Consider the following 24,013-nt stretch of genomic DNA (forward strand, 5'->3'; position numbering starts at 1 on the left):
CTTTATATAGTGCTTCTTAAAATTTACTGTAACTTTATCAAAATTACACCTAGCCTATTGACAATGCTTAGATATTCATCAGAGTATTTAAGTGATTTAACAGTTATTAAAGTGATTTTTGCCTACAACCTCAGATAAGTTGACTAGCTGACATCAAAATACCTCTATTAATACAATTCGTAATTGTAAGCTTGTAACTTGCGATCAAACTTGCTAATTACGAATCACAAATTACGAATTATTCAATTGCCGCTATCGGTTGGATGTGGCAGCATAAGGACATAAAAGAGAGTAAGCGGAAGAATATTGCATCTCAGAGTAAGTGCATAAGCGTAGCCCGTCGTAGACATCACCTGAACAGCAACGTAGTAAAAGATTGGCAATTCAATGGCAGTGTGGGGAGGTTGAATACGGCACCGCGTAAATAAACCACCCGTTTAAAATGTCTAAAATCTTTATGCGATCGTAATTACGAATTAAGCAAAGCAGTACTAGTATTTTTGCTAATAACTAACGACAAATAACTCATAAAAACTAACACAAGAGAAATGATGGCAAATTCAACTTTTAACCTTTCGGATCTCAACGGCACTCAGGGCTTTGCTATTAACGAAATCAATAAAGGTGACAGTACACGAAGTTCTGTCAGCAATGCGGGAGACATCAACAGCGACGGCATCGACGATGTGATTATTGGGGCATTCCTTGCCTCGCCCAACGACTTATACAATTCAGGGCAGAGCTACGTGGTGTTTGGCAGCAAGAACGATTTTGGTGCCCAATTTAACCTCTCTACTCTCAACGGCACTAATGGCTTTACTATCAACGGCATCAATGAAGGTGACTTCTTAGGCTCTGTCAGTAATGCAGGAGACATCAACGGTGACGGCATCGACGATGTGATTATTGGGGCATTTAGAGCCTCGCCTAACGGCTCCGCTTCAGGGCAAAGCTATGTGGTATTTGGCAGCAAGAACGATTTTGATGCCCAATTTAATCTTTCCACCCTCAACGGCACTAATGGCTTTACTATCAACGGCATCAATGAAGGTGACGGTTTAGGCTGGTCTCTCAGCAGTGCGGGAGACATCAACGGTGACGGCATCGACGACCTTATTATCGGGGCACGCTTTGCCGACCCTAACGGTTCCTATTCAGGGCAAAGCTATGTGGTGTTTGGCAGCAAAGACGGTTTTGATGCTCAATTCAACCTCTCCACCCTCAACGGCACTAATGGCTTTGCCATCAACGGCATCGAAGAAGGTGACTTCTCCGGCTCGTCTCTCAGCAGTGCAGGAGACATCAACGGTGACGGCATCGACGACCTGATTATCGGGGCATTCTTTGCCGACCCCAACGGCAACCGTTCAGGGCAGAGTTACGTGGTGTTTGGCAGCAAGGGCGATTTTGATGCCCAATTTAACCTCTCCACTCTCAACGGCACTAATGGCTTTACTATCAACGGCATCAAAGAAAGTTACAGTTTAGGCTGGTCTGTCAGCAGTGCCGGAGATATCAACGGTGACGGCATCGACGACCTGATTATCGGGGCACCAGATGCCAGCCCCAACGGCGACTTCTCAGGGCAAAGCTACGTGGTGTTTGGCAGCAAGGGCGGTTTTGATGCTCAATTCAACCTCTCTACCCTCAATGGCACTAATGGCTTTGCCATCAACGGCACTGATATAGTTGACTACTCAGGTAGGTCTGTCAGCAGTGCCGGAGATATCAACGGTGACGGCATCGACGACCTGATTATCGGGGCACCAGATGCCAGCCCCAACGGCGACTTCTCAGGGCAAAGCTACGTGGTGTTTGGCAGCAAGGGCGGTTTTGATGCTCAATTCAACCTCTCTACCCTCAATGGCACTAATGGCTTTGCCATCAACGGCACTGATATAGTTGACTACTCAGGTAGGTCTGTCAGCAGTGCCGGAGATATCAACGGTGACGGCATCGACGACCTGATTATCGGGGGAGGAGGTTCAGGGGAGAGCTACGTGGTGTTTGGTAGCAAGGACGGTTTTCGTGCCCAACTCGACCTCTCCACCCTCAACGGCACTAATGGCTTTACCCTCAATGGCTACGGAGGTAGCCCTTTTAGCTCCTCTGTCAGCAGCAGTGCGGGAGATATCAACAGTGACGGCATCGACGACCTAATTCTCAGCTCACTAGATGGCGACTTCAGCGGAGGTTATTTCTCACAGAAGAACACCTACGTGGTGTTTGGCAACCGCGCTCCCGTACTCGACCTCAACGGCAATTCAGAGGGAATGGATTTTAGCACTACCTTTAGCGGTACTCCCGTCGCCATCCTCGATCGCAATTTCACTCTAAGTGACAACAATACTACCTTAGCTAGTGTCACCATTACCATTACTAATCTTTTTAATGGCGCAGCCGAAAGTCTTAATGCCACTGCCATTGGTAATATCACTTCTACCTACAACCCAACTACGGGTACTCTCACCCTGAGCGGCACAGATACTATTGCCAATTACCAACAAGTTCTTAACAGCCTTACCTACAACAATACTGCTGCCGCTACTGCTAACACTACAATTGAGTTTGTCGTTAATGATGGGAAAAGTTTTAGTAATACCAGTACAGTAGCAACTACCACCTTGGGTTTTATCCAGAAATTCATCACGGGAACTAAGAGTGCAGATATCCTTATCGGCACACTCAACAACAACATTATCGATGGAAAAGTTAGTAACGATATCCTCACAGGTAACGGTGGTCAAGATAAATTTATCTTTCATCCTGGCGATGGTATCGACACCATCACCGACTTTGGCGGCATTGGCAAAGGTACAAATCCTTCATCGGTGGTGATTTCTCAAGTTGACACCCTGAACTTTACAGGATTGGGATTGACTGCTAGAAATCTGCAATTAACTCAAAATGGTAACGATTTAGAAGTCACTTTTGAAAATGTCGCCAATACCAAAGTTATCCTGCAAGACTTTCAACTAGAACAATTGGATAATTTACCAGTATCAGGTAGCAGAGCTGCGATCGGCAATATCCTGTTTGATAATCAGACCAGCGTCGTTGACAGTTTTGATGTCTTCGATGCCAACTCCACTCAAACTAACTTGTTTAATAAGAACACGGTGACATTCCTCAATGACCTTAACAATAACATCACAGGTTTTTACAATTCCAATGATGTGATTAATGGTCGGGGAGGTGATGATATCATCGACGGCAAGAGTGGCAACGATTTGCTACGAGGCGGCGCTGGTAATGATACCCTCATTGGTAATGATATCCTCAGTGGTGGTGAAGACTATGATACTCTCGTTGGCGGTGCAGGTGCTGATAGATTTGTGTACAAAAACGATTCTTACAGAGTTTTTACTCTTCTAGTAAATACCATTAGTGACTTTAATAGTTCTGAAGGTGACAAGATTGTACTGGATATAACTTCCTTTAGTGCCATTACCTCTGTTGCAGGAAATGGTTTTAGTAACGCCAATGATTTTCAAGTCACTAATTTAGCAGGGACTAGCATGGCGAAAATTGTGTACAATCCTGTCAGTGGACAGTTGTTCTACAACCAAAATGCCAGCGCACCAGGTTTTGGCAATGGTGGTCTATTTGCGACTATAACTGGTGCGCCAACTCTCACGGCATCAGATTTTGCCTTGCAAGTGTAGTTTGTCCAAAACACGAAACTACTAGCTCGGAACTTTGAAATTGAATCCTTTACTAATACCAATTCAATTAATGATTGCAACACCTCTTTGGGTAAAGACGCGATGAATCGCGTCTCTACAAATGGCCTATTTGTCGCATTCTTTTTTTCAATTGGTATAACAACTCTGGGCTATTTAGATAGACGAGTCATTTCAAACAATTGCTGGGCATTACTTCCTAAAAAAGCATCGAAAAGTACCTGCTTTCCAGATTCCACTTCTACTAGATAGCGCTGGGCAATTTCATAATAGGCGTAAGTCCAAGGAATCTGAATTTCTGCACCACTGTTATCATCTAATACCGTTACCATTTCTGGTACTGCTTGAGTTGCAGTTTGCCGCAAACCACAAGCAACATTTCCCTCTATCTCTGCTTTCATTGGTACACCCAGGTTAGCCAAAGCATTGGCAGTAGTATCAATGTCTGGATATTCTGGGGTATTCTGTCCGTTGATGTAGCCTGTAAAGTGGTTGACAGCATATCCGTGCAGCAACACCCAAGCCCCATACTGAGTAACCTGATTCACCTCTTCAACGACAGAACGCTGTGGAGGTAGCCAAGGGCGGGTGAAGACTTGCTGGAGTTGTTTAGCGATGGTTTCAAGGTTCCCGTCTTTTTGTAGAAGAGTAAAGGGTAAAGTCAGTCCGTCTGGGATTGAAGATACTGTTTTAAAGATGAGTTGGGCAATATTAGCAGGCAATTCATCGACAATTAACTCGCTGATAAACAGCTTGGGTAAGTTAAATTCCTCTTGCTGTGGATGACGATAATGACGGGCGTACAAATGAGTTTGAGCAAAAGTATACTCTCCAGCCGCCACATAACCTAAAGCTTCTGCAAGTTGTCCAAGGTAGTCAATTCCTAAGTTAAGTTTACCTTTTGGAGTATCTACTAATAAACGCAAAGACCGAAAGGCGATGTGGTCATTGGCGACAGTTCCACCCGCAGTAGTAATCATTTGCTGGTAGGTACGAGCATGATTGACCCTGGCACTGTATTCTTGCCAAAGTAATTTCCATAAATCAATGGCTATTTCGGGTTTCATAATGTATTGGGGCATGGGGCATTGGGCATTGGACATGGGTTATTTTTCCCTTGTCCCCGATTTCCTTCATTTTTTAAGAACTTAAAATCTCGGTGATAATCTGAAGGGCGATTTTAATTTGGTCGCTGTCGATAACTAGAGGGGGACAGAAACGAATTGCTGCTTTACCGCAACCTAGCAATAATAAACCGCGTAAAAAAGCTTCTTGAATAATGCGATCGCGCAATTTATGATCGAGATTACCCTGTTCATCCAATAAATCTACCGCTACCATCAAACCCTTACCTCGTGGCGGCGATACTCTCGGAAATTTTTGATGCAACTGGGTAAGACTAGCTTGTAATAATTCTCCCATCTGGGTAGCGTTAGTCATTAAACCACTTTCTAGCAGTCGCAGTGTGGCAATACCAGCAGCACAAGCTACGGGATTACCGCCAAATGTAGTAGCGTGAGAACCGGGAGGCCAAGTCATTAACTCTGGTCTAGCTAGTATCGCTCCTAATGGCATACCACTGGCGATACCCTTAGCAGTAGTAATGATATCAGGCATCACACCCCAATGCTCGATCGCAAATAAGCGACCAGTCCGCCCCATCCCCGCTTGCACTTCATCCACTACCATCAGAATACCGTGGCGATCGCATATCTCCCGAATTCGCTGCAAAAAACCATCTTCGGGTACGATATATCCACCCTCTCCTTGAATTGCTTCGACGACGATCGCCGCTACTTCTTGCGGTGGTAAAATTGTACAAAATAACTGTTGTTCTAGATAATCTAAGCTGGCGTGAGTGCCGTAGGGAATATGAGTAACGCCAGGAACTAAAGGCCCAAAGTTAGCTCGCTGCACTGCTTTAGAACCAGTGAGAGACATTGCGCCATAGGTGCGTCCGTGAAATGCACCTAAGAATGCCACGATTAGCGATCGCTTAGTGTAATATCGAGCTAGTTTGATTGCTCCTTCGTTCGATTCTGCCCCGGAATTCGTGAAAAATACTTTTGCGGGAAATGCAGCATTACTCTGTGGCTGAGGAAAAGGGGCGCGAATTGCTAATTGTTCCGCTAGTTCCACCATCGGCTCATAATAAAAATCTGTCCCTGACATGTGCAACAGCCGCGCCGACTGTTCTTGAATTGCCTTGACGACTTCCGGGTGGGCGTGTCCGGTGGCGGTAACGGCAATACCTGCGGTCATATCCAGAAATACATTGCCATCCACATCTTCCACCATACAGCCCTGACCGCGAGATACAACTAACGGATAATCACGGGTATAAGAAGGAGAAGTTACGGCGCGATCGCGTTGTACAATTGCTTGAGCGCGAGGCCCAGGTAAGGAAGTTACTAAATGGGGTGTACGAGGTAAATTTAAGTTAATAGGTATACTTAACATTATTTTTTCAATTTTTTAAAGATTACTGATGATTAAACGCTAAAGCTCGATTGGTTACAGTAGCATTTGATGCCATTGATATAGAAATTACGCATTTACCGAAAAAGCTTCACAGTAAATATTTTTGTATTTTGTAAGACTTTGCCCGTTTTTATAACACAACTTTTGCGATCGCGTCATATTACATTTTTTGAAGCATAACAGCTTCACTATTAGATGTCAGGGTGCAAGCTACAGAACATTTGTTGAGAGAAGCTGTATTACATCCACAGGAGAATTGCTATATGCAAAAATTAATACAAGTCTCTGAGATAATCAACCAATGACTTGGGCATCTGGACAAAAGTTACACCGCGATCGGTATGAAATTAAACAACAGTTAGGACAAGGGAACTTCGCTATTACTTATCTTGCTGAGGATCGGGATGCCAAGAATGTTGTAATTAAAACATTGGATTCCAATTTGCTCAATCAATTAAGTAACAAAGACCGCGATCGCTTAAAATCAGGTTTTGCAGATGAATCCCGTAAACTAGCAATATGCAAACATCCGAATATTGTCCAAGTCATTGATACCTTCGAGGAAGGTGATTTAAAATGCATGGTCATGGAGTATATTCAAGGAGATAATTTAGCCAAGATTGTCCAACCGCGAGGATTTCTCCCTGAAAAAGAGGCTTTAGATTACATCCAACAAATTGGAAAAGCACTCATCGTAGTGCATGAACAAGGATTTTTACATCGAGATGTGAAACCAGAAAATATCATTTTGCGGGCGGGTACGCATCAGGTTGTTTTGATAAACTTCGACTTAGCACGAAGATTTGTTGATAACCCAGTGTCAAGTCGCGGGAACTTGATTGACAAATTTACACCAATTGAACTGTATTCCAACTCTCCTAGACAACAGGCGCGACGTAAACCTTGGACTGATATTTATTCTCTTGCGGCAACTTTATATTTTTTATTAACAGGAAAACAGCCAGAAAGTGCTATTGAGCGCCAAGATAACAATAAGCGTTTAATTCCACCTAACGAATTGAATGATAAGATTAGCGATCGCGTCAATGATGCCATTCTCCACGCAATGCAACTACAACCAGATAACCGTCCCCAAACAGTGGAAGACTGGTTAAAAGAATTGGGTTTCAAAACAGCAGGTTTTTCTCTTCCCAAACTTCCTTGGACACAACCCTTGTGGGCGTGGATATTAGAGATTATGGGTGTATTAGCATTATTCGCAGCCTTGATATCAGGAGTCAAAGACGGCACAGATTTATTCAAAGATTGGTTCCCAGACAAATCAGCACCTACCAATCCCCCAACACAACAAACGCCATCATCTTCTGCTAAACCACAAAATAGGTAATAGGCTAGACTTACGCAAAAGTTAGTTTTAGAGTCGCATTAGTTGCTTTTGCGACTCCAAAAGTTAGTTTTAGAGTCGCATTAGTTGCTTTTGCGACTCCAAAAGTTAGTTTTCAAGTCACATTAGTTGCTTTTGCGACTCCAAAAGTTAGTTTTCAAGTCGCATTAGTTGCTTTTGTGACTCCAAAAGTTGGTTTTCAAGTCACATTAGTTGCTTTTGCGACTCTAATAGTTAGTTCAGCATTAGCCAGAAGACCTCACCTCTCTGCGCCGGTCACTGAGCGTAGTCGAAGTGCTGCGTGAGCTTATTCAACAACGCCAACCACGAGAACTCACAAAAAGCGTGTCACAATCAACATTAGCCATTAATAAATCTGGGCGTATGTTCTGGCAAGACGGACAGCTAATATATAACGGCAAATACAAAATAGAAAAATACTTGGGTGGTGGTGGTTTTGCAGTTACCTACCAAGCAATGCATACTAAGCTAAACCGCCGAGTCGTGATCAAAACCCCCAACATTAGCGTCCAACGAGATCCAAACTATCCCAAGTATGTAGAACGCTTCAAAAAAGAAGCACAGATGCTAGCAATGTGTTGTACAGACTCACATCCCCATATTGTGCAAGTATTCGACTTTTTTATTGAAGAAAATGATCGCTACTGCTTAGAAATGCAATATATAGCAGGTGAGAGTTTATGGGAATACGTGCAACGCCAAGGGAAATTACCTGAAACTGAAGCTGTAAAATACATCCGTCAAATGGGTTTAGCTTTGGTAGATGTACATAAAAAAGGAGTATTACATCTTGATGTCACTCCTCCTAATATTATGCTCAATTTTAATTCAGGGATTCCTAACTCTGGCAAAGCGGTGTTGATAGATTTTGGTATTGCCGGCGATATGTCTCCACCGAGTACCCTGTCTAGGTCTTTTGGTAACAGAGTATTTGCGCCCTATGAGTTAACACGCAAAGGGATTCGTCACCCAACAGTTGATATCTACTGTTTAGCTGGATCGTTGTACTATGCCATCACTGGAAAATGCCCCACCAATTCATTTGACCGTAAGTACGATCAAGAGGAATTAGTACCACCAAAGCAACTTGTCCCTAGTCTTAGTGATGCTGTAAATGAAGCGATTCTGGAAGGCATGGCATTAGAGGCAAAAGACCGACCCCAGACAATGGAAGAGTGGTTGAATTTACTCCCCACATCTGAAGCTAATCTAACAGAAGTGATATTAGCTTCAGATGTGGGGGTAAATTACCAAAATCTAGAGAATTTACTCAAAGCGGGTCAATGGAAAGCAGCAGACGAAGAAACCACCAAAGTCATGCTGAAAGCAGCCAAAAGAGAATGGCAAGGCTGGCTTGACTCTAAATCCATAGAAAAATTTCCCTGCACAGACTTACGGACAATTGACCAATTATGGGTAAAATACAGCAATGGTCATTTTGGCTTTAGCGTACAAAAACGCATTTGGCTAGAATGCGCTGGCAAAGTAGATTATGAAACGGAGTGTCTTTTGGGCGATCGCTTAGGATGGCGCAATAAAAGTTGCTGGCTAGAGATTAACGAATACAACTATTCGCTAGACTCTACCCAGGGGCATCTCCCTACAACCGATACCACTACCAGGCTCGAGATGTTCCTAGAGCATCTCCCAAAAACTTCTTCTCTCGCGTCCAGACTTGTAAATTGTAATCTATAAAGGTTTTCGAGATTTGTAAAACTTTGTGAACAAGATATATTCCACGAAGCCTTGCGGGTTTTAGCTTTTTGTTACCTGTCACTGTTTAAATAGGCAAGGCACTAAGGCGCACACTTGGCAAACACAAAAAGCCGAAATCAATATTTCAACATTAGATAATATATAAATGTAATTAGGACTTACGCAAAATCATGATAAAACGAACCACAAAGGACGCAAAGGACACAAAGGAATAAGAGTTTCAGAGAGTTCTTGCGTAAGTCCTGGTAATAACAAAATCATACCCAGTTTTTCAACCTTGTAAACACAGGGCCAATAATGACTACTAAGGAACAAATTAATCAAGAACTAGAAAAATTACCTGAACCCTTATTACAGGAAATTTTAGATTTTGTGCAATTTTTGCAAGCCAAACAGCATATCTTCAAATAGCCAATCTGCTCAGATGCTTACAACAGAGCATACCTTAACAGGTTCTACTGCTGAAGATTTATTAGAATTTGTGGGCAGTTGGGAAGGTTCAGATATTAGAGAATGCCTGCAACTAGTTCATGACAGTCGGATACCTCTAGAATTTTAATTATGTATCTCTTGGATACTAATCACTGTTCTTTCTTGATGGAAGGTGTGCCTAACGTTGTAAATCACTTGCGATCGCTTGGTCAGGTACAATTAACAACCAGGACAAGTCAGAGAAATTTCTTGGTAAAGTTGGGTGTAAATTAAACAGGGTAAAAAAACAGCTAATTTACACCTACTCAATTAATGCAAAAACTTCTCCACACATCTCACAAATATTTCCACACCCATTCCCCATTTTCTATCCCCTATTCCCTCTATCGGAACCACCAACTTCCCCTATTGCTGTAAAACTGAAACCGTCCAAAGCCAAGAAATTGACCGTGAGATTTTTCACCCACAGGGAATGCTGTAACACCCAATAAGTAAACACCAGAAAAGCTTGGATTACTTACAGGGCGGAGAGCGATGGTAATTGTCTGTCCTGGAGTTACAGGTGGGTCAAAATTTACAGAAACCGTGCGTGTCTTACGGTCGTTTGTGACTGAGCCTAGTTTCAGTTGCGTTTCTTTGCGTAGGCGTAGCCCGCCGTAGGCATCGCGTGTTCCGACAAATGCACGGGTATCATCAAGATTGTAGCGGATGTTTTCTGCTCCCTCTTTTTGTGCGATCGTTACCTTTTGGAGGGATTCTCCAGCATTTTCCGGCACATTGATAGTGAAATAGTAAGTTGCGCCCCAAACATTCACCTCTTTATAAGTAGTTGTCGCGTTAACAAGTGTTGGCGGTTGAACGAAATAGACTAGGCCATCTCTAAGCTGCACAGCTTTAGCCACCGGCAGCGTAACTTCTCCAATGCCTATTGTTAACGAGAGTGTTATTCCAAACAAAGTTGTAAGGCGCATAATTCAGATATAAAAAACGCACTTATTCTCATTCTAGTTCCTTGGGAATCAGTGACTTAGGAATAATAGAAGCTTGTTTTTCCCCAAACGAAGATTTTGTGTACCACCAAGCCCAAGCAATTAAAACGGCTTGAAAAGGAAGTCTAACTACGTGTACCCAAGGTGAATTTGGTATATGTTCTAGCTGAATGTGATTAACCGCCATGTTGATATTGGCAGGGAAAACCGCAATAAAAAGAGCAATAAGTCCCCAAGCAGAAGCTTGACTTACAGGCGGAACTAATAACCCAATACCACCCAAAATTTCATAAAAGCCACTGAGATAAACTAATCCTAAAGGGTAAGGAAGTTGTGGTGGCATAATTTTGACATACGGTTCTGGGATAACAAAGTGTGTCACTCCAACCACAATGATGGCTATAGCCAGGATGACACGTAATATTTCCTTATACTTCTTCATAGTTTTTGCCTCATTATATACTTCCCCTTATTACTTCAGTTTGACTGACTGATGTTAATCTGCATTGAGTCAATAGGAGTAAAAATCGACAAAATTTCCAAAGTAATTACAAAAGCGATCGATATTACATCGAACGACGACGGTAAAACCCTGACTGGAACTATCACTTATGCTGGTGAAGGCCCTATCGGCTTCCGATCGCACCAAATCTAAAAAGGCGATCGTCACCAATTCTTGGTTAAGTAGGTACTGAACCCAACTCCCAACCCCCTCCCCACTGTCTCATGGCAGGGGGCTATTTGTTTTATTAGGAAACGCTATAATAATCGCCAATAATATAGTTTCCCTAGTTTTAACTATCGGGAATCAACACTTAGAACTCTTTAAGCTAAATCTAATTTTTCTCGAACTATTCCCTCATCTCTAAAGCCAACCAACACAGCTGTTCCATCTTTGACAAAAAGCGGACGTTTGAGCAGCATTGCATCGTGAGTGAATGCATCAACCCACTGTTCATCAGCCCAAGTCTTCTTTTCATCTCCTAAAGCGCGGTAGGATTGACCGGAGGTGTTTCGCATAGGAGCAAAACCCAAAGACTTTACCCAGTTTTGAATCATCTCACGAGTCGGCGGAGTATCTTTGGTATTGATAAATTCATGGTCAATGTTGTTGTGTAGGAGCCATGTCAAAGCTTTTTTGCAAGTGCTGCAATTGGGAATTCCGTAGATTTGAATAGGCATAAAATAATTAAGCAACAATCTCCATATATGACATAGAATGCTCTTGTCGTAGAATCTCTATAGCAGAAATTGAAGGTTAGCGATCGCTTTTAGCAATCGGTAATTCCAAGTATGGAACTCGTCGATCCATGATTCGAGGGTTCTGAAATACCAAGGAGTAGTTTTACTAAGGGACTTCCAAATAAAAAGATATCCCAAAACTGACGCAAAAATCCTCTCTATTTCTCTTCTCTCTGTGTTCTCTGCGTCTCTGTGGTTCGTTTCTTTGGATAATTTATTTCTTGGAAATCCCTAACACTTTTATCCATAAAAAATATGAGCGATGCCTTTAACCGACTTGCACCCTTCATCCAAGAATATATTTATCATCACCAGTGGACTGAATTACGACCAGTTCAAATTGCAGCTTGTCAAGTTATATTTGATACTGATGCTCACTTACTAGTTACAGCTGCAACTGCTGCGGGTAAAACAGAAGCAGCTTTTTTACCAGTTTTGACCCTATTACATGAAAACCCTGCTGCCACAATTGGCGCATTATATATTAGTCCAATCAAAGCTTTAATTAACGATCAATTTGAGCGTCTCAACGACTTACTCAAAGAAGCAGATATTCCAGTTTGGCACTGGCACGGTGATGTTTCGCAAACTCGAAAAAACAAACTTTTAAAAAATCCTCAAGGCATTCTCCAAATTACCCCAGAATCTCTAGAAAGTTTGCTAATTAACAAAAATAACGACTTACCTCGCTTATTCGGTGATTTAAGATTTGTGATCGTTGATGAAATTCACGCCTTTATGGGTTCAGAACGCGGTTGTCAAATTATTTGCCAATTGCAACGTTTAGCAAAGTTGACACAAAAACAACCGCGTCGTATTGGTTTGTCGGCAACTCTTGGTGATTACTCAATAGCTGAAAACTGGTTGAGTTCAGGAACAGATAAGCCAGTTATTACACCAAAAATTGACGGGATAAAACGCCAAATAAAACTAGCTGTAGAACATTTTTATATTACTGATGAAGTAGATGAATCAGAAGCGACAGCAGATGAACAATATATTTTCAACCTCAGCAAGTCTCGCAAATGCCTGATATTTGCTAATAATCGCACACGAACCGAATCTGTAATTGCATCTTTGCGAAAAATTGCCACAGAACAAGGACTACCAGATATATATCATGTGCATCATGGGAGTATATCTGCTAGCTTAAGGCAAGCTGCTGAAAATGCGATGCGCGAACCCAACAATCCAGCTGTTACTGCCGCCACTCTGACTCTAGAATTAGGCATAGATATCGGTCATTTAGAGCGAGTGATTCAGTTAGAATCACCCTTGTCTGTAGCTAGCTTTTTACAGCGCTTGGGACGCAGCGGTAGAAGAGGTGAAGCTGCTGATATGCGTTTTGTCTGCGCTGAAGATCAGCCATTATCAGAAGCTTCTCTGCCAGAACAAATACCCTGGCAACTTTTACAGTGTATTGCGATAATTCAACTTTATTTAGAGGAACAATGGATTGAACCAATTAGACCAATTAAATATCCTTTGAGTTTGCTTTATCACCAAACAATGAGTATTTTAACAGCAGCAGGGGAAATTTCAGCTAATGCCCTAGCTAAACAAATTTTTAGCCTGCCGCCCTTTGCTATGATTTTCAAAGAGGATTTACAACTATTACTACGTTATTTAATTGATATTGGTCATATTCAGCGTACTGAACAAGGTAAATTAATCCTGGGTTTGTCAGGAGAAAAGGTGGTGAGAAAATTTCAGTTTTATGCTGTCTTTGCTGAACAGCAAGAATATATTGTTAAGCAAGGTTCAACAGAAATTGGTAGTATCGTCACGCCACTTCCTGTTGGCAATCAATTTGCTTTAGCTGGGAGAACTTGGGAAGTCGTAGAAGTTGACTTTAAAAAGAAGGCTATTTTTGTTAAACAAGCTGAGGGTAAAGCTAGTATTTATTGGCGTGGTGGTGGTGGTACTATTCATACCAAAGTTTTGCAACGAATGCAGCAAGTTTTATTTGAGAATATTGAGTACAGTTACTTGCAACCAAATGCTTTGCAACGTTTACATCAAGTTCGCCAATTAGCGCAGCACGCTGGATTAGATAAGCATAATATTTTGCAATTGAAAAAAGGTAAATGCTGCATTTTTCCTTGGATGGGTACGGTTGCTTATCGCACTTTAGAAAGATTACTCAACTCATACTGTCGGGAATCATTGGAAATTACAAGTATTGGTGGAGTAAATCCCTATTATTTGACAATCAAATTAGGTAAGGATAAATTTAAATATCTGTATCGTGAAATTACTTCATTATGTGAGCAAAGAATTACCTCAGAAGATTTAGTAAGTACCTCAGAAGCACCAGAAATTCAAAAATATGATGCTTTTATTCCTCATCCACTTTTATGGAAAGCTTTTGCTCACGATTATTTGGATATGACGGAACTGAAAGAGCAAGTGGCATTGTGGAAAGAATAAAAAGGTAATTTGGAATTATTGAAAATAAGCTATTTTTTAATTAATTTGTAGAGCGATCGCAATTCATAATTTAAGATTTTTCCAGTATTCAAAAGTTGATATCCTACGAAAATTAACGCAGATGATGCCACAACAACTAAAAGATTAACTGACGCAAATACATTACCAGTAAAAGCTATGACTACAATTCCTAGAGCTATCAAAATCCATCCTAAGTTAGGGTTTATTCGCTGCTGACAAAGGATAAAAATACCGGAAATACATAGTAATAAACCAGGAATACCAAAAAATATACCAACACGAATATTTGCAGTTAAAATGATGATCCCTGCAATCATCAAAGCCAAGCCTATATACTTGCTTGTCTTTTTGACTGGAGGCTGTGTATTGTTAACAGCAATTTGAGCCTGCATTTTGGTGGAACTTGCAAGAGGAAGAAGGTTGTGTTGATGTTGTATCCGATCTTGAAATATAAACGTGACTTTTTCTCCTTGACCAAGGTCTATTTTATCTCCTAAATTGATTTGGCAGGGTGTTCTAGGTTCTAATTTAGTGTTGTTCACAAATGTCCCATTAGAACTTCCTAAATCTTCAATAAAGTAATTATTTTTGTAGATTTTAATCTGTGCATGGATGCGAGACACTACATCTGCATCTGGCAAGTTGGAAACATCAATATCTGGCGGAATTTGGTCATTGGGTTTACCGATATGAAACACCGTAGTATTTGGTGGTAACTCAAAAGCAGTGTTGGTTTGGACATGAAAAAGTTCTAAACTCAGTCCGATAGTAGCGTTGGATGTACTTAAATTTTGCATAGTTTTTAGTCAATAATTTCTCTAGACTTTTGACTCTTGCAAATCAGTAAGCAATTTTAATCCGTTGTGGCTTACCGATTTTCCCACCTGATGCAAAGGAATTTCAATCCAAAACTCGGTTCCTTTGCCTAGTTCTGATTCACACCGCAGTACTCCAGAGTGTTTCTGCACCACAATCTGATAGCTAATCGATAAGCCTAACGTTGTTCCCTGACCCACAGGTTTAGTGGTAAAAAATGGATCAAACAGTTTATTTTTCAACTCTTGGGTCATATCTGGCCCATTATCTGGAATTCTCACCACTACTCGGTTATTACTAATCAGCTTAGTACTAATTATAATCTTACTAGGATTGCTCTCAATCTCTTGCAGAGAACGTTGAAGATTGCACATATCAAGTGCTGCGATCGCATTGTTAATCGCGTTCATAAACACTTGATCTAACTGCCCTGCATAACACTCTAACACAGGTAACTCACCATATTCCTTGATTATTTCAATTTTGGGATGTTCTGGTAGAGTCTTTTTAAATTGGAATTTGAATCCAGAATTCTGTGCCTTTTCCTGGTTCTGATAGACAATTCAAAATTCCACCATGTTTTTCTACTATAATTTGGTAACTAATTGACAGTCCTAAACCTGTTCCCTTGCCTACCTGTTTCGTGGTGAAAAATGGATCGAATAACCGCTTTTTAATATCTTCTACCATTCCTAATCCGTTGTCAGCAATTCGGATGACAACAAATTTACTCTCTAAAATTTCAGTACGAATTATGATTTGCGGTTTATGATTTGTTTTTTTCTTGACCATTGAATCTTCTAAGGCATCGATCGCATTAGTTAAAATATTCATAAATACTTGATTTAGCTGCCCAGCATAACAATCAACTAGAGGCAAATTACCATATTCTTTCACTATAGATATATCTAAGCCAATTCCATTATTTTTCCAGCGGTGATGCAAAATTAATAACGTATTTTCAATTCCTTCATGAATGTCAACTAATTTTTTATCTGCTTCATCATGGCGAGAAAAATTTCGCAATCCCAAAACGATTTCACGGATACGATTAGTACCCATATTCATCGAGGATAGAAGTTGAGAAAGGTCACTAGTAAGGAATTCTAAATCAATTTTTTTAGCAAAATCTTCAATTTCTACTTCCGGTTGGGGATAATGTTGCTGATAAAGGTGCAAGAGAGTTAACATCTCTTGAAAGTATTCGTTAGCATAGGTTAAGTTACCATGAATAAAATTAACTGGATTATTGATTTCATGAGCAACTCCAGCGACTAATTGTCCTAAGCTAGACATTTTTTCATTTTGGATCAGTTGAGATTGAGTTTGTTGCAATTTATGCAAGGTTTCGGTGAGTTTTTCAGCTTGAGTTTGAGCTTCTAAAGTAGCAGTGCGACTTTGGGTATAAAGTTGTGCATGATCGATGGCGATCGCTATTTGATCGCAAACAGCTTGTAACAGGCTAATTTCACTGTTATTCCAAATGCGATCGCCACTACAATGACTGCACACAATTGCTCCAATTTCTCCAGAATTGCTTTTCACTGGTAGCATTAGTTGAGATGTGATCCCAAACTCAGTTAAAAGTTCTTGCGTATCATAATCAAGTTGTGATTTATTATTAATATTTTCTATACAAATTAGCTCTTGAGAGAGAAGGTTTTGAGTCAAAAAAGTGCTTTTTTGCAGTGGAATACTGCCTAACATACTTGCCAAGTTAGGGTTTCGTGCTTCATAGGTAATAGTTAGGCTTGCTTGGGATGGGTGCGGTAAATAAGAAAGAAAGTAGCAACGGTCAATTTGTAATAAGCTGCGAATTTCGTTCACAGCAGTTTCTAGGATCATATCTAGGTCAAGAGAACTGCGGATTTGACTAGCTAGACGCAGTAACAAAGCTTCCCGACGACTGAGGAGTTCTTCTCGCGCCCAGATTCGGTCAATAGCCACAGCAATATTATTAGCAATCCAATTTAATAGGTTATGAGTTGGTTCGGTAAATAATTGCTTGCTAAATAAAGCCATTATACCGATTATTTGCTGCTCTACTATTAGGGGATAAGCAGAAAATCGAGAAATTGAAAATGTAGAATTTACAAGTTTTCCTGAATTATTAATTGACAGTTCTTGGTTAAAAATAGCTTGATGGTTTTGAATCATTAAGCCAATAATATTATTGACTAAAGCGATATGTTCTGGGAAATCTTGGGTATCGCTCAAAGTACTACAAGTAATATCTGTACAATGAACGCCAGCTTGCAATTGTAGTTGGTTTGTCTGTCGTTCAAATGTCCAGATACAAACAAAGCCGATATCAAGATATTGGGAAATAGTATTTGTACAATTTTGCAAAATTTCTGGAAGTGTGCCACTTTGAGATAAGGCTAAACTGACTTCTGCACTCAAAACTGACAAGCGCGATCGCTCCAACAAAGCTAACTCTGAAAGCTTACGCTGTGTAATATCTGTACGAATCGATACATATTGATAGGGCTTTCCATCTTGTCCCAACATTGGGGCGATCAAAGTATCCACCCAATAAAAATTGCCATCCTTAGCTTTATTTTGAATTTCTCCTTTCCAGATTTTCCCTTGGGCAATAGTTTTCCATAAGTTTGCAAAAAATTCTTTTGTGTGGTATCCAGAATTGATAATCCGATGATCTTGCCCTAAAAGTTCTTCTGAAGAATATTTAGAAACTTCACAAAATAAGTCATTGACATAGGTGATTTTTCCAGTTCTATCAGTAATAGCTACCAGTGAATGGGCATTTAAAGCAAATCTAAAAGCTTCTAATTCTTGGATGGAATTTTTTAGTGCTATCTCATTTTGTTTATTAGCAGTGATGTCACGAGCTACTGCATAAATTAATTTTTCTTCACTGAAACTAGTCGCATTCCATGACAGCCATTTATAAGAGCCATCCCGACAAAGATAGCGGTTTTCAAAGCTGACTGAATCTACAGATTGTGTAATTTTTTGGGCTACTGCAATAGTTAATTCACGATCTTCAGGGTGAATAAATTCGATGAAAGGTTTAGTAACAAGTTCACGAATTGACCAACCTAGTGTTTTTGTCCATACTGGATTTAAATACTTAAAATAACCATCAAAATTAGCAATACACAATAAATCTATAGAAAGTGAGAAAAATCGAGAGTATTTTTCTTCGGATTTTTTGTACTCAGATTTAACTAGTTTCATCAGCTTTTTTTAGGTATGAATATTTTGGATAAAAGTTAATACGTTTATTGTTAAAATTTAAGAACCATTGCAATAGGATGTTTCAATCTAGAGACTCGCCTAGTATCAGTTATGACGAAGACTGGCTACTTCTGAATAAAAACATAATGAGCTTGATAGTAAAGCCAATAAGTATCTACTAGTTTTTACTGAGTAAGCTAGCTAGCTGTTGACTTAGTTCTCTACTAAATACAGGTTTCCCTAAAAAGCTGTAAAGTAAACATTTATATTTTAAATTTAAGATAAGAAGTGTTACATAAACTGAATTAATCAGAATTTTTATCTGTAATTGTCCTTAAGTAGCTAAGAATTCAATTACGAATTACGAATTACAAATTATTTTAAGCAATACTCCCGCGCTTTCTGGCTTCTTTGTAGGAAGTTCCCACGTTTTTCAAACCAGCTTTAATCATTTGTTGTTCGAGAAGAGCAAAGAAACGCGCTCGATCGCCACCTTTTACTACTGCTTGGTTATGGGCTTCGGCGATCGCTACAGGATAACCATACCCTTTTTGCACTTGTGCTAACATCAGTCCCAATGCTTGGTCTAACATGGTTGCATTCTCGGCTACCCATGCCGGAACTTCGATTCGGGCGATTTCAGTGCCAACGTGGACGTAGCAAAAGTAAATTGTTTGATCGCCATAAAGTTCGAGAATGGGGGAATTGCTGCGCCACAGAGTACTGCGTTGTCCTGGTTTGAGTTGGCTTGCCCAAACAGAAGTATCTCGCAACTGTTCAAAAATTTTACAAGGTACTTTTTCTAGCTGATTTGGGCAATGACTTTTACAGTCTGGCGCTGGATGGGGACAAGCTAATAACCGTAAAAAGTTCATTGTTTCAATGCTGCGAGAGGCGCTAAGATAGCCCATTAAAGGAATTCGAGCATCACGCATCTGCTGCCAAGCTTCTAGAATGGGGGGTAAAATGCGATCGCGTGCATCCATCGGCAATTGTTCTAAAAACCAGTAAATTAGCGAACCATCTACCATTGCTAGCGCTGGCGTTTCCGCTTGTGCTGCACTACACGCAAGTTCTGCTAACACCGTTGTTTCGGAAGCAGTGCGGCGAAAACTCATCCATTCCTCGGTTCTAATTCCCCACTGCCGAGACATATATAAATCTTCTGGGCGGTAAAATACTTCTGGCAAACTATCGAGTAGCGGATGGCGATTTTGTCCGTAGTGCAAGACGACTCTGCCAATATTTAGCAGATAACAGTAAGCAATTTCGTGATGGTTGGGGGCAATTTGGGAACCATCGGTAGCGATGACAGTATGAATTTTTGGGGGAACTGGGATATTGATGCAGGTTTCTAGCGGCTCGATTGGGGTAGCATTAGCAAAGAGAATGCGATCGCGCCATTTTTCCTGGCGATCAATTAAATCTTGTTGAGACTCGTAAGCATTTTTTAAATGTTGTTGTGCCAGTTCTAAACGCTGACGACTGGCAGCAGCTTCTAAGGTAAGATGCTGGCTTAAACCCTGCATTTGTCGCGCCAGTTTTGTTAGGTCAAGCATAAAAGTAAGTGCGAAGTGAGGAGTGAATACTTGTAAGTTATTATTTCACCTAAATTTATAAAACACATAGTTTGATTTATATTATATATACGTTCACAAATTAAATATGCATTATTCAGAATCCTTGTAGAGACGTAGCAGAGCTACGTCTCTTTTTCACGAGATATTTAATACATTAAAGCCAAGCTGAGAAATCTTTGGCAAACTGAGAAAGTGATAACAACTGAATTCGCGGATCGTTTTGAGCAGATTCCCTTTCTGCTTGGGTATTATAGCCCCAGTCCGCCAGGAAAAGTTTTACATCCTCAAGGTCTGCTTGTTGTTGGACTAACTGTAATGTCTTGAGTCTATCTTCTACAAACCAGAGACTAACTGATTTGTCTTCTGATGACTGAATTAATTCTCGCAAAATTTCATATTTGGGACGCTTAACTTCTTTTCCAAAGATTGCTTCAGGTGGTAAATTCACCCCTTCTTGTTGCAACAACTGCTGTACAAAACGTCCTTCTTTAGTTGTCACAATGTATAGCTTAACTCCACTATCAATAGTTAATTTTATTTTTTCGACTACAGCCGGATAAAATCTATGCAGACTCAGCCAACCATCTAAATCCGTGGTAATCCATTCATCTCGCTGATTATCTAGTTTCGCACCAATTTCTCTTGCTTGGAGCTTATCATTTAACAAAATTTGTGGTGCAATACTCACCCATTCATGCAGAATCTTTTCATCAGAAATTCCATCTATCAAGGCTTTAATTAAAATGGGCATTTCCCAACCTGTTTCAATAACAGGCCTTAGTCGATAGAATCTCAAAGCTAAATCATCTGGTGGTGTATCGTTAGCAGAAGACCAAATTTCACAGTAGGTACGCCATGCTACCTCAAAGTATTCAATTAATCCGTCGCAAATCACTCCATCAAAGTCCAGGGCTAAAATTTTGGGACTACTTGCGGTCATTGGTTTGAGAATGAAACTGCTGTTGTCAGCTTACCCGACAAATTTAAATGATGCAGTAATTTTTGTTAGTCTTTTATAATTCATAAATTTGCTGAAAAAGTATGGTGGCATTGTTAAATTTGATTTTTTACTGGTAGGTTAACGAGGATCTACAGCAGGTTTGCGATCGACTAAACGAATTTGGTTTTGCTTGACTACTACAGTGATTAGTGGTAATGAACGTTTAGCTGGGCCACGAACAACTCGACCCTGAGAATCGTATTGAGATCCATGACAAGGACAAATAAAGTGATTTTCCTCAAGATCCCACTCGACTGTACATCCTAAATGGGTGCAGATTGGACTGATAGCGTACTCAGCAATCTGTGGCCCGTCTTGAATAATCAGATAATCAACGCTACGATCTGGTAAGCCTTTTACGAGAATCGGAATTCCTGGCTTTGCGGTTGCTAATAGTGCATTAGCTTCAATTTGCTTGCCGTCTTCAGCCAGTGCCACCGATCCTGGAAGATAATTTTGACAGCGTGAATTCTTGGGATAAAGCGAGCAAAGGGTTTCTAGGTCTATCTCACGACTTTGGCTGAATTTGGGAAAAAGATATCCGATAGCTACTGATGCAACTGTAGTACCTAGCATATAGGTTAAAAAATCCCGGCGCGTTTTTATCTTCGCTGGAATTTTGCCATTACTAGAAGAATCTTCCATGATGATTCGATTTACCAAGAAAGGTCTACTAATATACTACGGTGCGATCGCATTAATATTAATGTACATTTGTGTTTACTGTGGGTTGATTTTCATAAAATTGGCTTTTTTTAATAGATGTGCCTAAGCTTTAATTTTTAATTATTATTTATTTCTGGAGTATGAGGTTATTTATAAACCTCAGAGCTAGGCTATAACCTAAGATATGTTCCTCACAAAATCTCTTCAAAATATATTCTCAAACTCTCTCCAGAGAAAGAACTCTTTATGCCTTTGATTTTTTAAGCTGTTGTTAGTCAAGCAACATGTTTTAATAACTGAAAGTGCCATGAGCGATAAAAATCAAGAAAATCAAATTAATCAACCAGTAAGCGAAGATCGAGATTCTCGTGATAAGCCAGATGTGAACGAAAGAAACTTAACTGCGAATCCAGGAGATAGAATTTCCGATAAGCCTCAATCAATTGAAGAGAAGGCTAAACAGGCAGCTGTTGATGATGTACCAGACATTACAGGCGACAGAATCACAGTCCCGACTTACTTTGTTGTGGATGAACCCAACGGCGAAAAGAAGGCACTCCATCACGTTAAAGATGCTGAAGAAATCTCTGACGTAATTCGGCAGGCACGACTTGATGAAAATGGAAATCGAATTTGGTAGTAGTAGTTTATGGAAGACGCAGGGGCACAGAGAAGTTATCAAATACTCTCTGCTTCTTTGCGTCTCGCGCTGACAGCAGATTGAAGATATTTTTCTCTGCATTGGAATACACTCTAAATTAAATCAGAATCTTTAGTTGTATTAGCATTTATTTCGCTCCGAATTTTTGCAACTTCGTTTTCTATTTCTTCTGATGAGAACTCAGTTTTTTTGTCATGACTCCAGGCAATTAGTGCAGCAGCTTGCTGCACTAATTGCTCATCTGCATAAGCTTCGGTAAATGCCCGCATATACTTGAAGTTGCGAAGCGAAAAGGCTTTCTATTTCTGGAAAAGCTTTCTGTAAGTCAGACGATTGATAACTTTTGCGCCCCCCCTTTTTAAGCTACGGTGTACACACAAGTCCTAAAAACCTAGCTTGATAAGACTTTCCTTGTTCCCAGTCTCCGGCTGGGAATGCATTCATTGAGTCTCTGACTCAATGCCAGACTGGAGGCAGAGCCTCCACGAGGAGCATTCCCATGTAGAGCTTGTGTTCGAGATAAACGAGAGAAGAATGGAACAATCAAGCTTTTTTCGACTTGTGTGTACACCGTAGCCTTTTTAAGGGGGGTTGGGGGGATCAAAAGGCTGTGGTGCAACTCTAGAAGACTTGTGTGTACACCGTAGCCGCAAACGGGGAGGGGTTGGGGGTAGGGTGTTAGAGACTTTTGCAGAGGTCTATTAGACTGCAACTGCGGCTCGTAACTGAGCGCTAGAAATTCGTGTTTTTAGTTCAGTTAAAAAATCTTCATAACCAACGATCGCAGATGCACTCTTTTGTGAAGCTTCGGATTTATCATCTCTAGGCATAAAAAAGAATTAGTGCTACTTCTACTCTGCCAGGATTACACCAAATTTTGGTATCAGATACAGATACAGCAGAATTCAGAAGTAAAACACTCTTTCTGTCTGGATAATAGACTTAGCTTGTGTACCTCACCAACTTGAAAACTGCTATATATAAATATCCAGCAATATATCAGTATTTTTGCTGTATCTGTGAAAGAAGGCTGTGAGTGAAGTTTGTCAGTATTTACACAAAAGCGAGTGCCAAAACTTCAAGATATTTTCACGTAAAACATTTTTTTACGCCCACAAATTAAAAGTTCTAAGAAGTCATCACTTGTAGCTTTGACATCAGAGTGTATAGCCTGAATAATGTTCTTACGTAAAAATCCATACTTGTATAAGACTCATATTTGATTTTTGCTAAATAGACTGAGAGCAAAACCCAATCGGGCTTGCTCTTAGTTAGCTTGGCTTTTAGAAATCAAATTTGATTGTTATATAAACTGGTATTAATAGGGTTGCATTATGCATTTATCGAATTCAAGAACCAGCTTAAAAACTCGTCAAAAAAACAAGAATACAGGTACATTTATTTTGACTCATAGCAACATTGTACTGCTCACTGGATATTTAATCACTCTACCAATTTGTACATTAATAATTTTATCCTTATTATTACCCTTATTCAGTGCTAGCTTATTTGCTGCCATTGGAAACTCGTACCACTCTACATCGATTCCTTGGATAGATAATGCATCTGAATGCGAACATACTGGCAGACATTGGAGCGATCGCAAGTGTTGGGATAATGAACACAATCCCATGTTTTGAATGGAGATTGCACTCAGAAGTTATACAAACAATTAGAACTATTGCCTAATTTGGCAAAAAAGCGTAGGCGTAGCCCATCCGTTGTAGAC

General features: G+C 40.3%; 21 protein-coding genes and 1 pseudogene. 9 read left to right on the forward strand and 13 right to left on the reverse strand.

Annotated features, from left to right (window positions below; genetic code table 11):
• The first annotated feature begins 551 nt into the window (after positions 1-551).
• On the forward strand, positions 552-3,665 hold the full coding sequence (locus ACM0OX_RS07655; protein WP_414514404.1) for a beta strand repeat-containing protein: 3,114 nt from the start codon (positions 552-554) through the stop codon (positions 3,663-3,665).
• Between the two features lie 170 nt (positions 3,666-3,835).
• Here the strand turns inward: ACM0OX_RS07655 and ACM0OX_RS07660 are convergent, their stop codons facing one another.
• Positions 3,836-4,750 (reverse strand): DUF1338 domain-containing protein, encoded by a 915-nt coding sequence (locus ACM0OX_RS07660; RefSeq protein ID WP_414514405.1) that lies wholly within the window; start codon positions 4,748-4,750, stop codon positions 3,836-3,838.
• Between the two features lie 73 nt (positions 4,751-4,823).
• Positions 4,824-6,143 carry an acetyl ornithine aminotransferase family protein gene (locus tag ACM0OX_RS07665; RefSeq protein WP_414514357.1) on the reverse strand — a complete coding sequence of 440 codons (1,320 nt, stop codon included), beginning with the start codon at positions 6,141-6,143 and terminating at the stop codon, positions 4,824-4,826.
• A 322-nt stretch (positions 6,144-6,465) separates the two neighbouring features.
• Between ACM0OX_RS07665 and ACM0OX_RS07670 the strand changes: the two genes are divergently transcribed.
• The 4 genes from ACM0OX_RS07670 to ACM0OX_RS07685 all read left to right on the forward strand — a co-directional run bounded on the left by ACM0OX_RS07670 (position 6,466) and on the right by ACM0OX_RS07685 (position 9,805).
• Positions 6,466-7,512 carry a protein kinase domain-containing protein gene (locus ACM0OX_RS07670; protein WP_414514358.1) on the forward strand — a complete coding sequence of 349 codons (1,047 nt, stop codon included), beginning with the start codon at positions 6,466-6,468 and terminating at the stop codon, positions 7,510-7,512.
• 291 nt (positions 7,513-7,803) lie between these two features.
• The gene (locus tag ACM0OX_RS07675) at positions 7,804-9,225 is read left to right on the forward strand and encodes a GUN4 domain-containing protein (RefSeq protein WP_414514359.1); all 1,422 of its coding nucleotides are present in this window, start codon (positions 7,804-7,806) and stop codon (positions 9,223-9,225) included.
• Between the two features lie 318 nt (positions 9,226-9,543).
• Positions 9,544-9,657, forward strand: a complete 114-nt coding sequence (locus ACM0OX_RS07680; RefSeq protein WP_414514360.1) for a DUF2281 domain-containing protein — start codon at positions 9,544-9,546, stop codon at positions 9,655-9,657.
• Between the two features lie 13 nt (positions 9,658-9,670).
• Positions 9,671-9,805, forward strand: a complete 135-nt coding sequence (locus ACM0OX_RS07685) for a hypothetical protein (protein WP_414514361.1) — start codon at positions 9,671-9,673, stop codon at positions 9,803-9,805.
• 256 nt (positions 9,806-10,061) lie between these two features.
• Here the strand turns inward: ACM0OX_RS07685 and ACM0OX_RS07690 are convergent, their stop codons facing one another.
• Together ACM0OX_RS07690 and ACM0OX_RS07695 are read right to left on the reverse strand one after the other, a co-directional pair.
• The gene (locus ACM0OX_RS07690) at positions 10,062-10,649 is read right to left on the reverse strand and encodes a DUF2808 domain-containing protein (RefSeq protein ID WP_414514362.1); all 588 of its coding nucleotides are present in this window, start codon (positions 10,647-10,649) and stop codon (positions 10,062-10,064) included.
• A 28-nt stretch (positions 10,650-10,677) separates the two neighbouring features.
• Entirely contained in the window at positions 10,678-11,109 is a 432-nt protein-coding gene (locus ACM0OX_RS07695; RefSeq protein ID WP_414514363.1) for a DoxX family protein, read from the reverse strand.
• A gap of 51 nt (positions 11,110-11,160) precedes the next feature.
• Here ACM0OX_RS07695 and ACM0OX_RS07700 point away from each other — a divergent pair, with 51 nt between their 5' ends.
• The gene (locus tag ACM0OX_RS07700; RefSeq protein WP_414514364.1) at positions 11,161-11,322 is read left to right on the forward strand and encodes a hypothetical protein; all 162 of its coding nucleotides are present in this window, start codon (positions 11,161-11,163) and stop codon (positions 11,320-11,322) included.
• A gap of 170 nt (positions 11,323-11,492) precedes the next feature.
• Here ACM0OX_RS07700 and ACM0OX_RS07705 read toward each other — a convergent pair whose 3' ends face one another.
• On the reverse strand, positions 11,493-11,849 hold the full coding sequence (locus ACM0OX_RS07705) for a Spx/MgsR family RNA polymerase-binding regulatory protein (RefSeq protein WP_414514365.1): 357 nt from the start codon (positions 11,847-11,849) through the stop codon (positions 11,493-11,495).
• Between the two features lie 315 nt (positions 11,850-12,164).
• Between ACM0OX_RS07705 and ACM0OX_RS07710 the strand changes: the two genes are divergently transcribed.
• On the forward strand, positions 12,165-14,339 hold the full coding sequence (locus tag ACM0OX_RS07710; RefSeq protein ID WP_414514366.1) for a DEAD/DEAH box helicase: 2,175 nt from the start codon (positions 12,165-12,167) through the stop codon (positions 14,337-14,339).
• Between the two features lie 29 nt (positions 14,340-14,368).
• Here ACM0OX_RS07710 and ACM0OX_RS07715 read toward each other — a convergent pair whose 3' ends face one another.
• The 6 genes and pseudogenes from ACM0OX_RS07715 to ACM0OX_RS07740 form a co-directional block, all read right to left on the reverse strand.
• On the reverse strand, positions 14,369-15,157 hold the full coding sequence (locus ACM0OX_RS07715) for an FHA domain-containing protein (RefSeq protein WP_414514367.1): 789 nt from the start codon (positions 15,155-15,157) through the stop codon (positions 14,369-14,371).
• A 21-nt stretch (positions 15,158-15,178) separates the two neighbouring features.
• Positions 15,179-15,682 (reverse strand): annotated as a pseudogene (locus ACM0OX_RS07720) (sensor histidine kinase); the annotation flags it as partial.
• Between the two features lies 1 nt (position 15,683).
• Positions 15,684-18,377, reverse strand: coding sequence for a PAS domain S-box protein (locus tag ACM0OX_RS07725; RefSeq protein ID WP_414514368.1), 2,694 nt, complete (start codon positions 18,375-18,377; stop codon positions 15,684-15,686).
• 380 nt (positions 18,378-18,757) lie between these two features.
• Positions 18,758-19,936 (reverse strand): DNA double-strand break repair nuclease NurA, encoded by a 1,179-nt coding sequence (locus ACM0OX_RS07730; RefSeq protein ID WP_414514369.1) that lies wholly within the window; start codon positions 19,934-19,936, stop codon positions 18,758-18,760.
• Between the two features lie 175 nt (positions 19,937-20,111).
• The gene (locus ACM0OX_RS07735) at positions 20,112-20,897 is read right to left on the reverse strand and encodes an HAD family hydrolase (RefSeq protein WP_414514370.1); all 786 of its coding nucleotides are present in this window, start codon (positions 20,895-20,897) and stop codon (positions 20,112-20,114) included.
• 138 nt (positions 20,898-21,035) lie between these two features.
• Positions 21,036-21,602, reverse strand: a complete 567-nt coding sequence (locus ACM0OX_RS07740; RefSeq protein WP_414514371.1) for a Rieske 2Fe-2S domain-containing protein — start codon at positions 21,600-21,602, stop codon at positions 21,036-21,038.
• Between the two features lie 328 nt (positions 21,603-21,930).
• On the opposite strand from ACM0OX_RS07740, the gene ACM0OX_RS07745 reads away from it, so the two are divergent.
• Entirely contained in the window at positions 21,931-22,263 is a 333-nt protein-coding gene (locus ACM0OX_RS07745; protein ID WP_414514372.1) for a hypothetical protein, read from the forward strand.
• Positions 22,264-22,376: 113 nt separating this feature from the next.
• On the opposite strand, the gene ACM0OX_RS07750 is transcribed toward ACM0OX_RS07745, so the two are convergent.
• The gene (locus ACM0OX_RS07750; protein ID WP_414514373.1) at positions 22,377-22,553 is read right to left on the reverse strand and encodes a hypothetical protein; all 177 of its coding nucleotides are present in this window, start codon (positions 22,551-22,553) and stop codon (positions 22,377-22,379) included.
• 432 nt (positions 22,554-22,985) lie between these two features.
• Positions 22,986-23,114, reverse strand: coding sequence for a hypothetical protein (locus tag ACM0OX_RS07755; RefSeq protein WP_414514374.1), 129 nt, complete (start codon positions 23,112-23,114; stop codon positions 22,986-22,988).
• 504 nt (positions 23,115-23,618) lie between these two features.
• Here ACM0OX_RS07755 and ACM0OX_RS07760 point away from each other — a divergent pair.
• The gene (locus tag ACM0OX_RS07760; RefSeq protein WP_414514375.1) at positions 23,619-23,924 is read left to right on the forward strand and encodes a hypothetical protein; all 306 of its coding nucleotides are present in this window, start codon (positions 23,619-23,621) and stop codon (positions 23,922-23,924) included.
• Positions 23,925-24,013 lie beyond the last annotated feature (89 nt).

The sequence above is a fragment of the Nostoc sp. PCC 9305 genome (genome assembly GCF_963920915.1).
In the GTDB taxonomy this organism is placed as follows: domain Bacteria; phylum Cyanobacteriota; class Cyanobacteriia; order Cyanobacteriales; family Nostocaceae; genus Nostoc.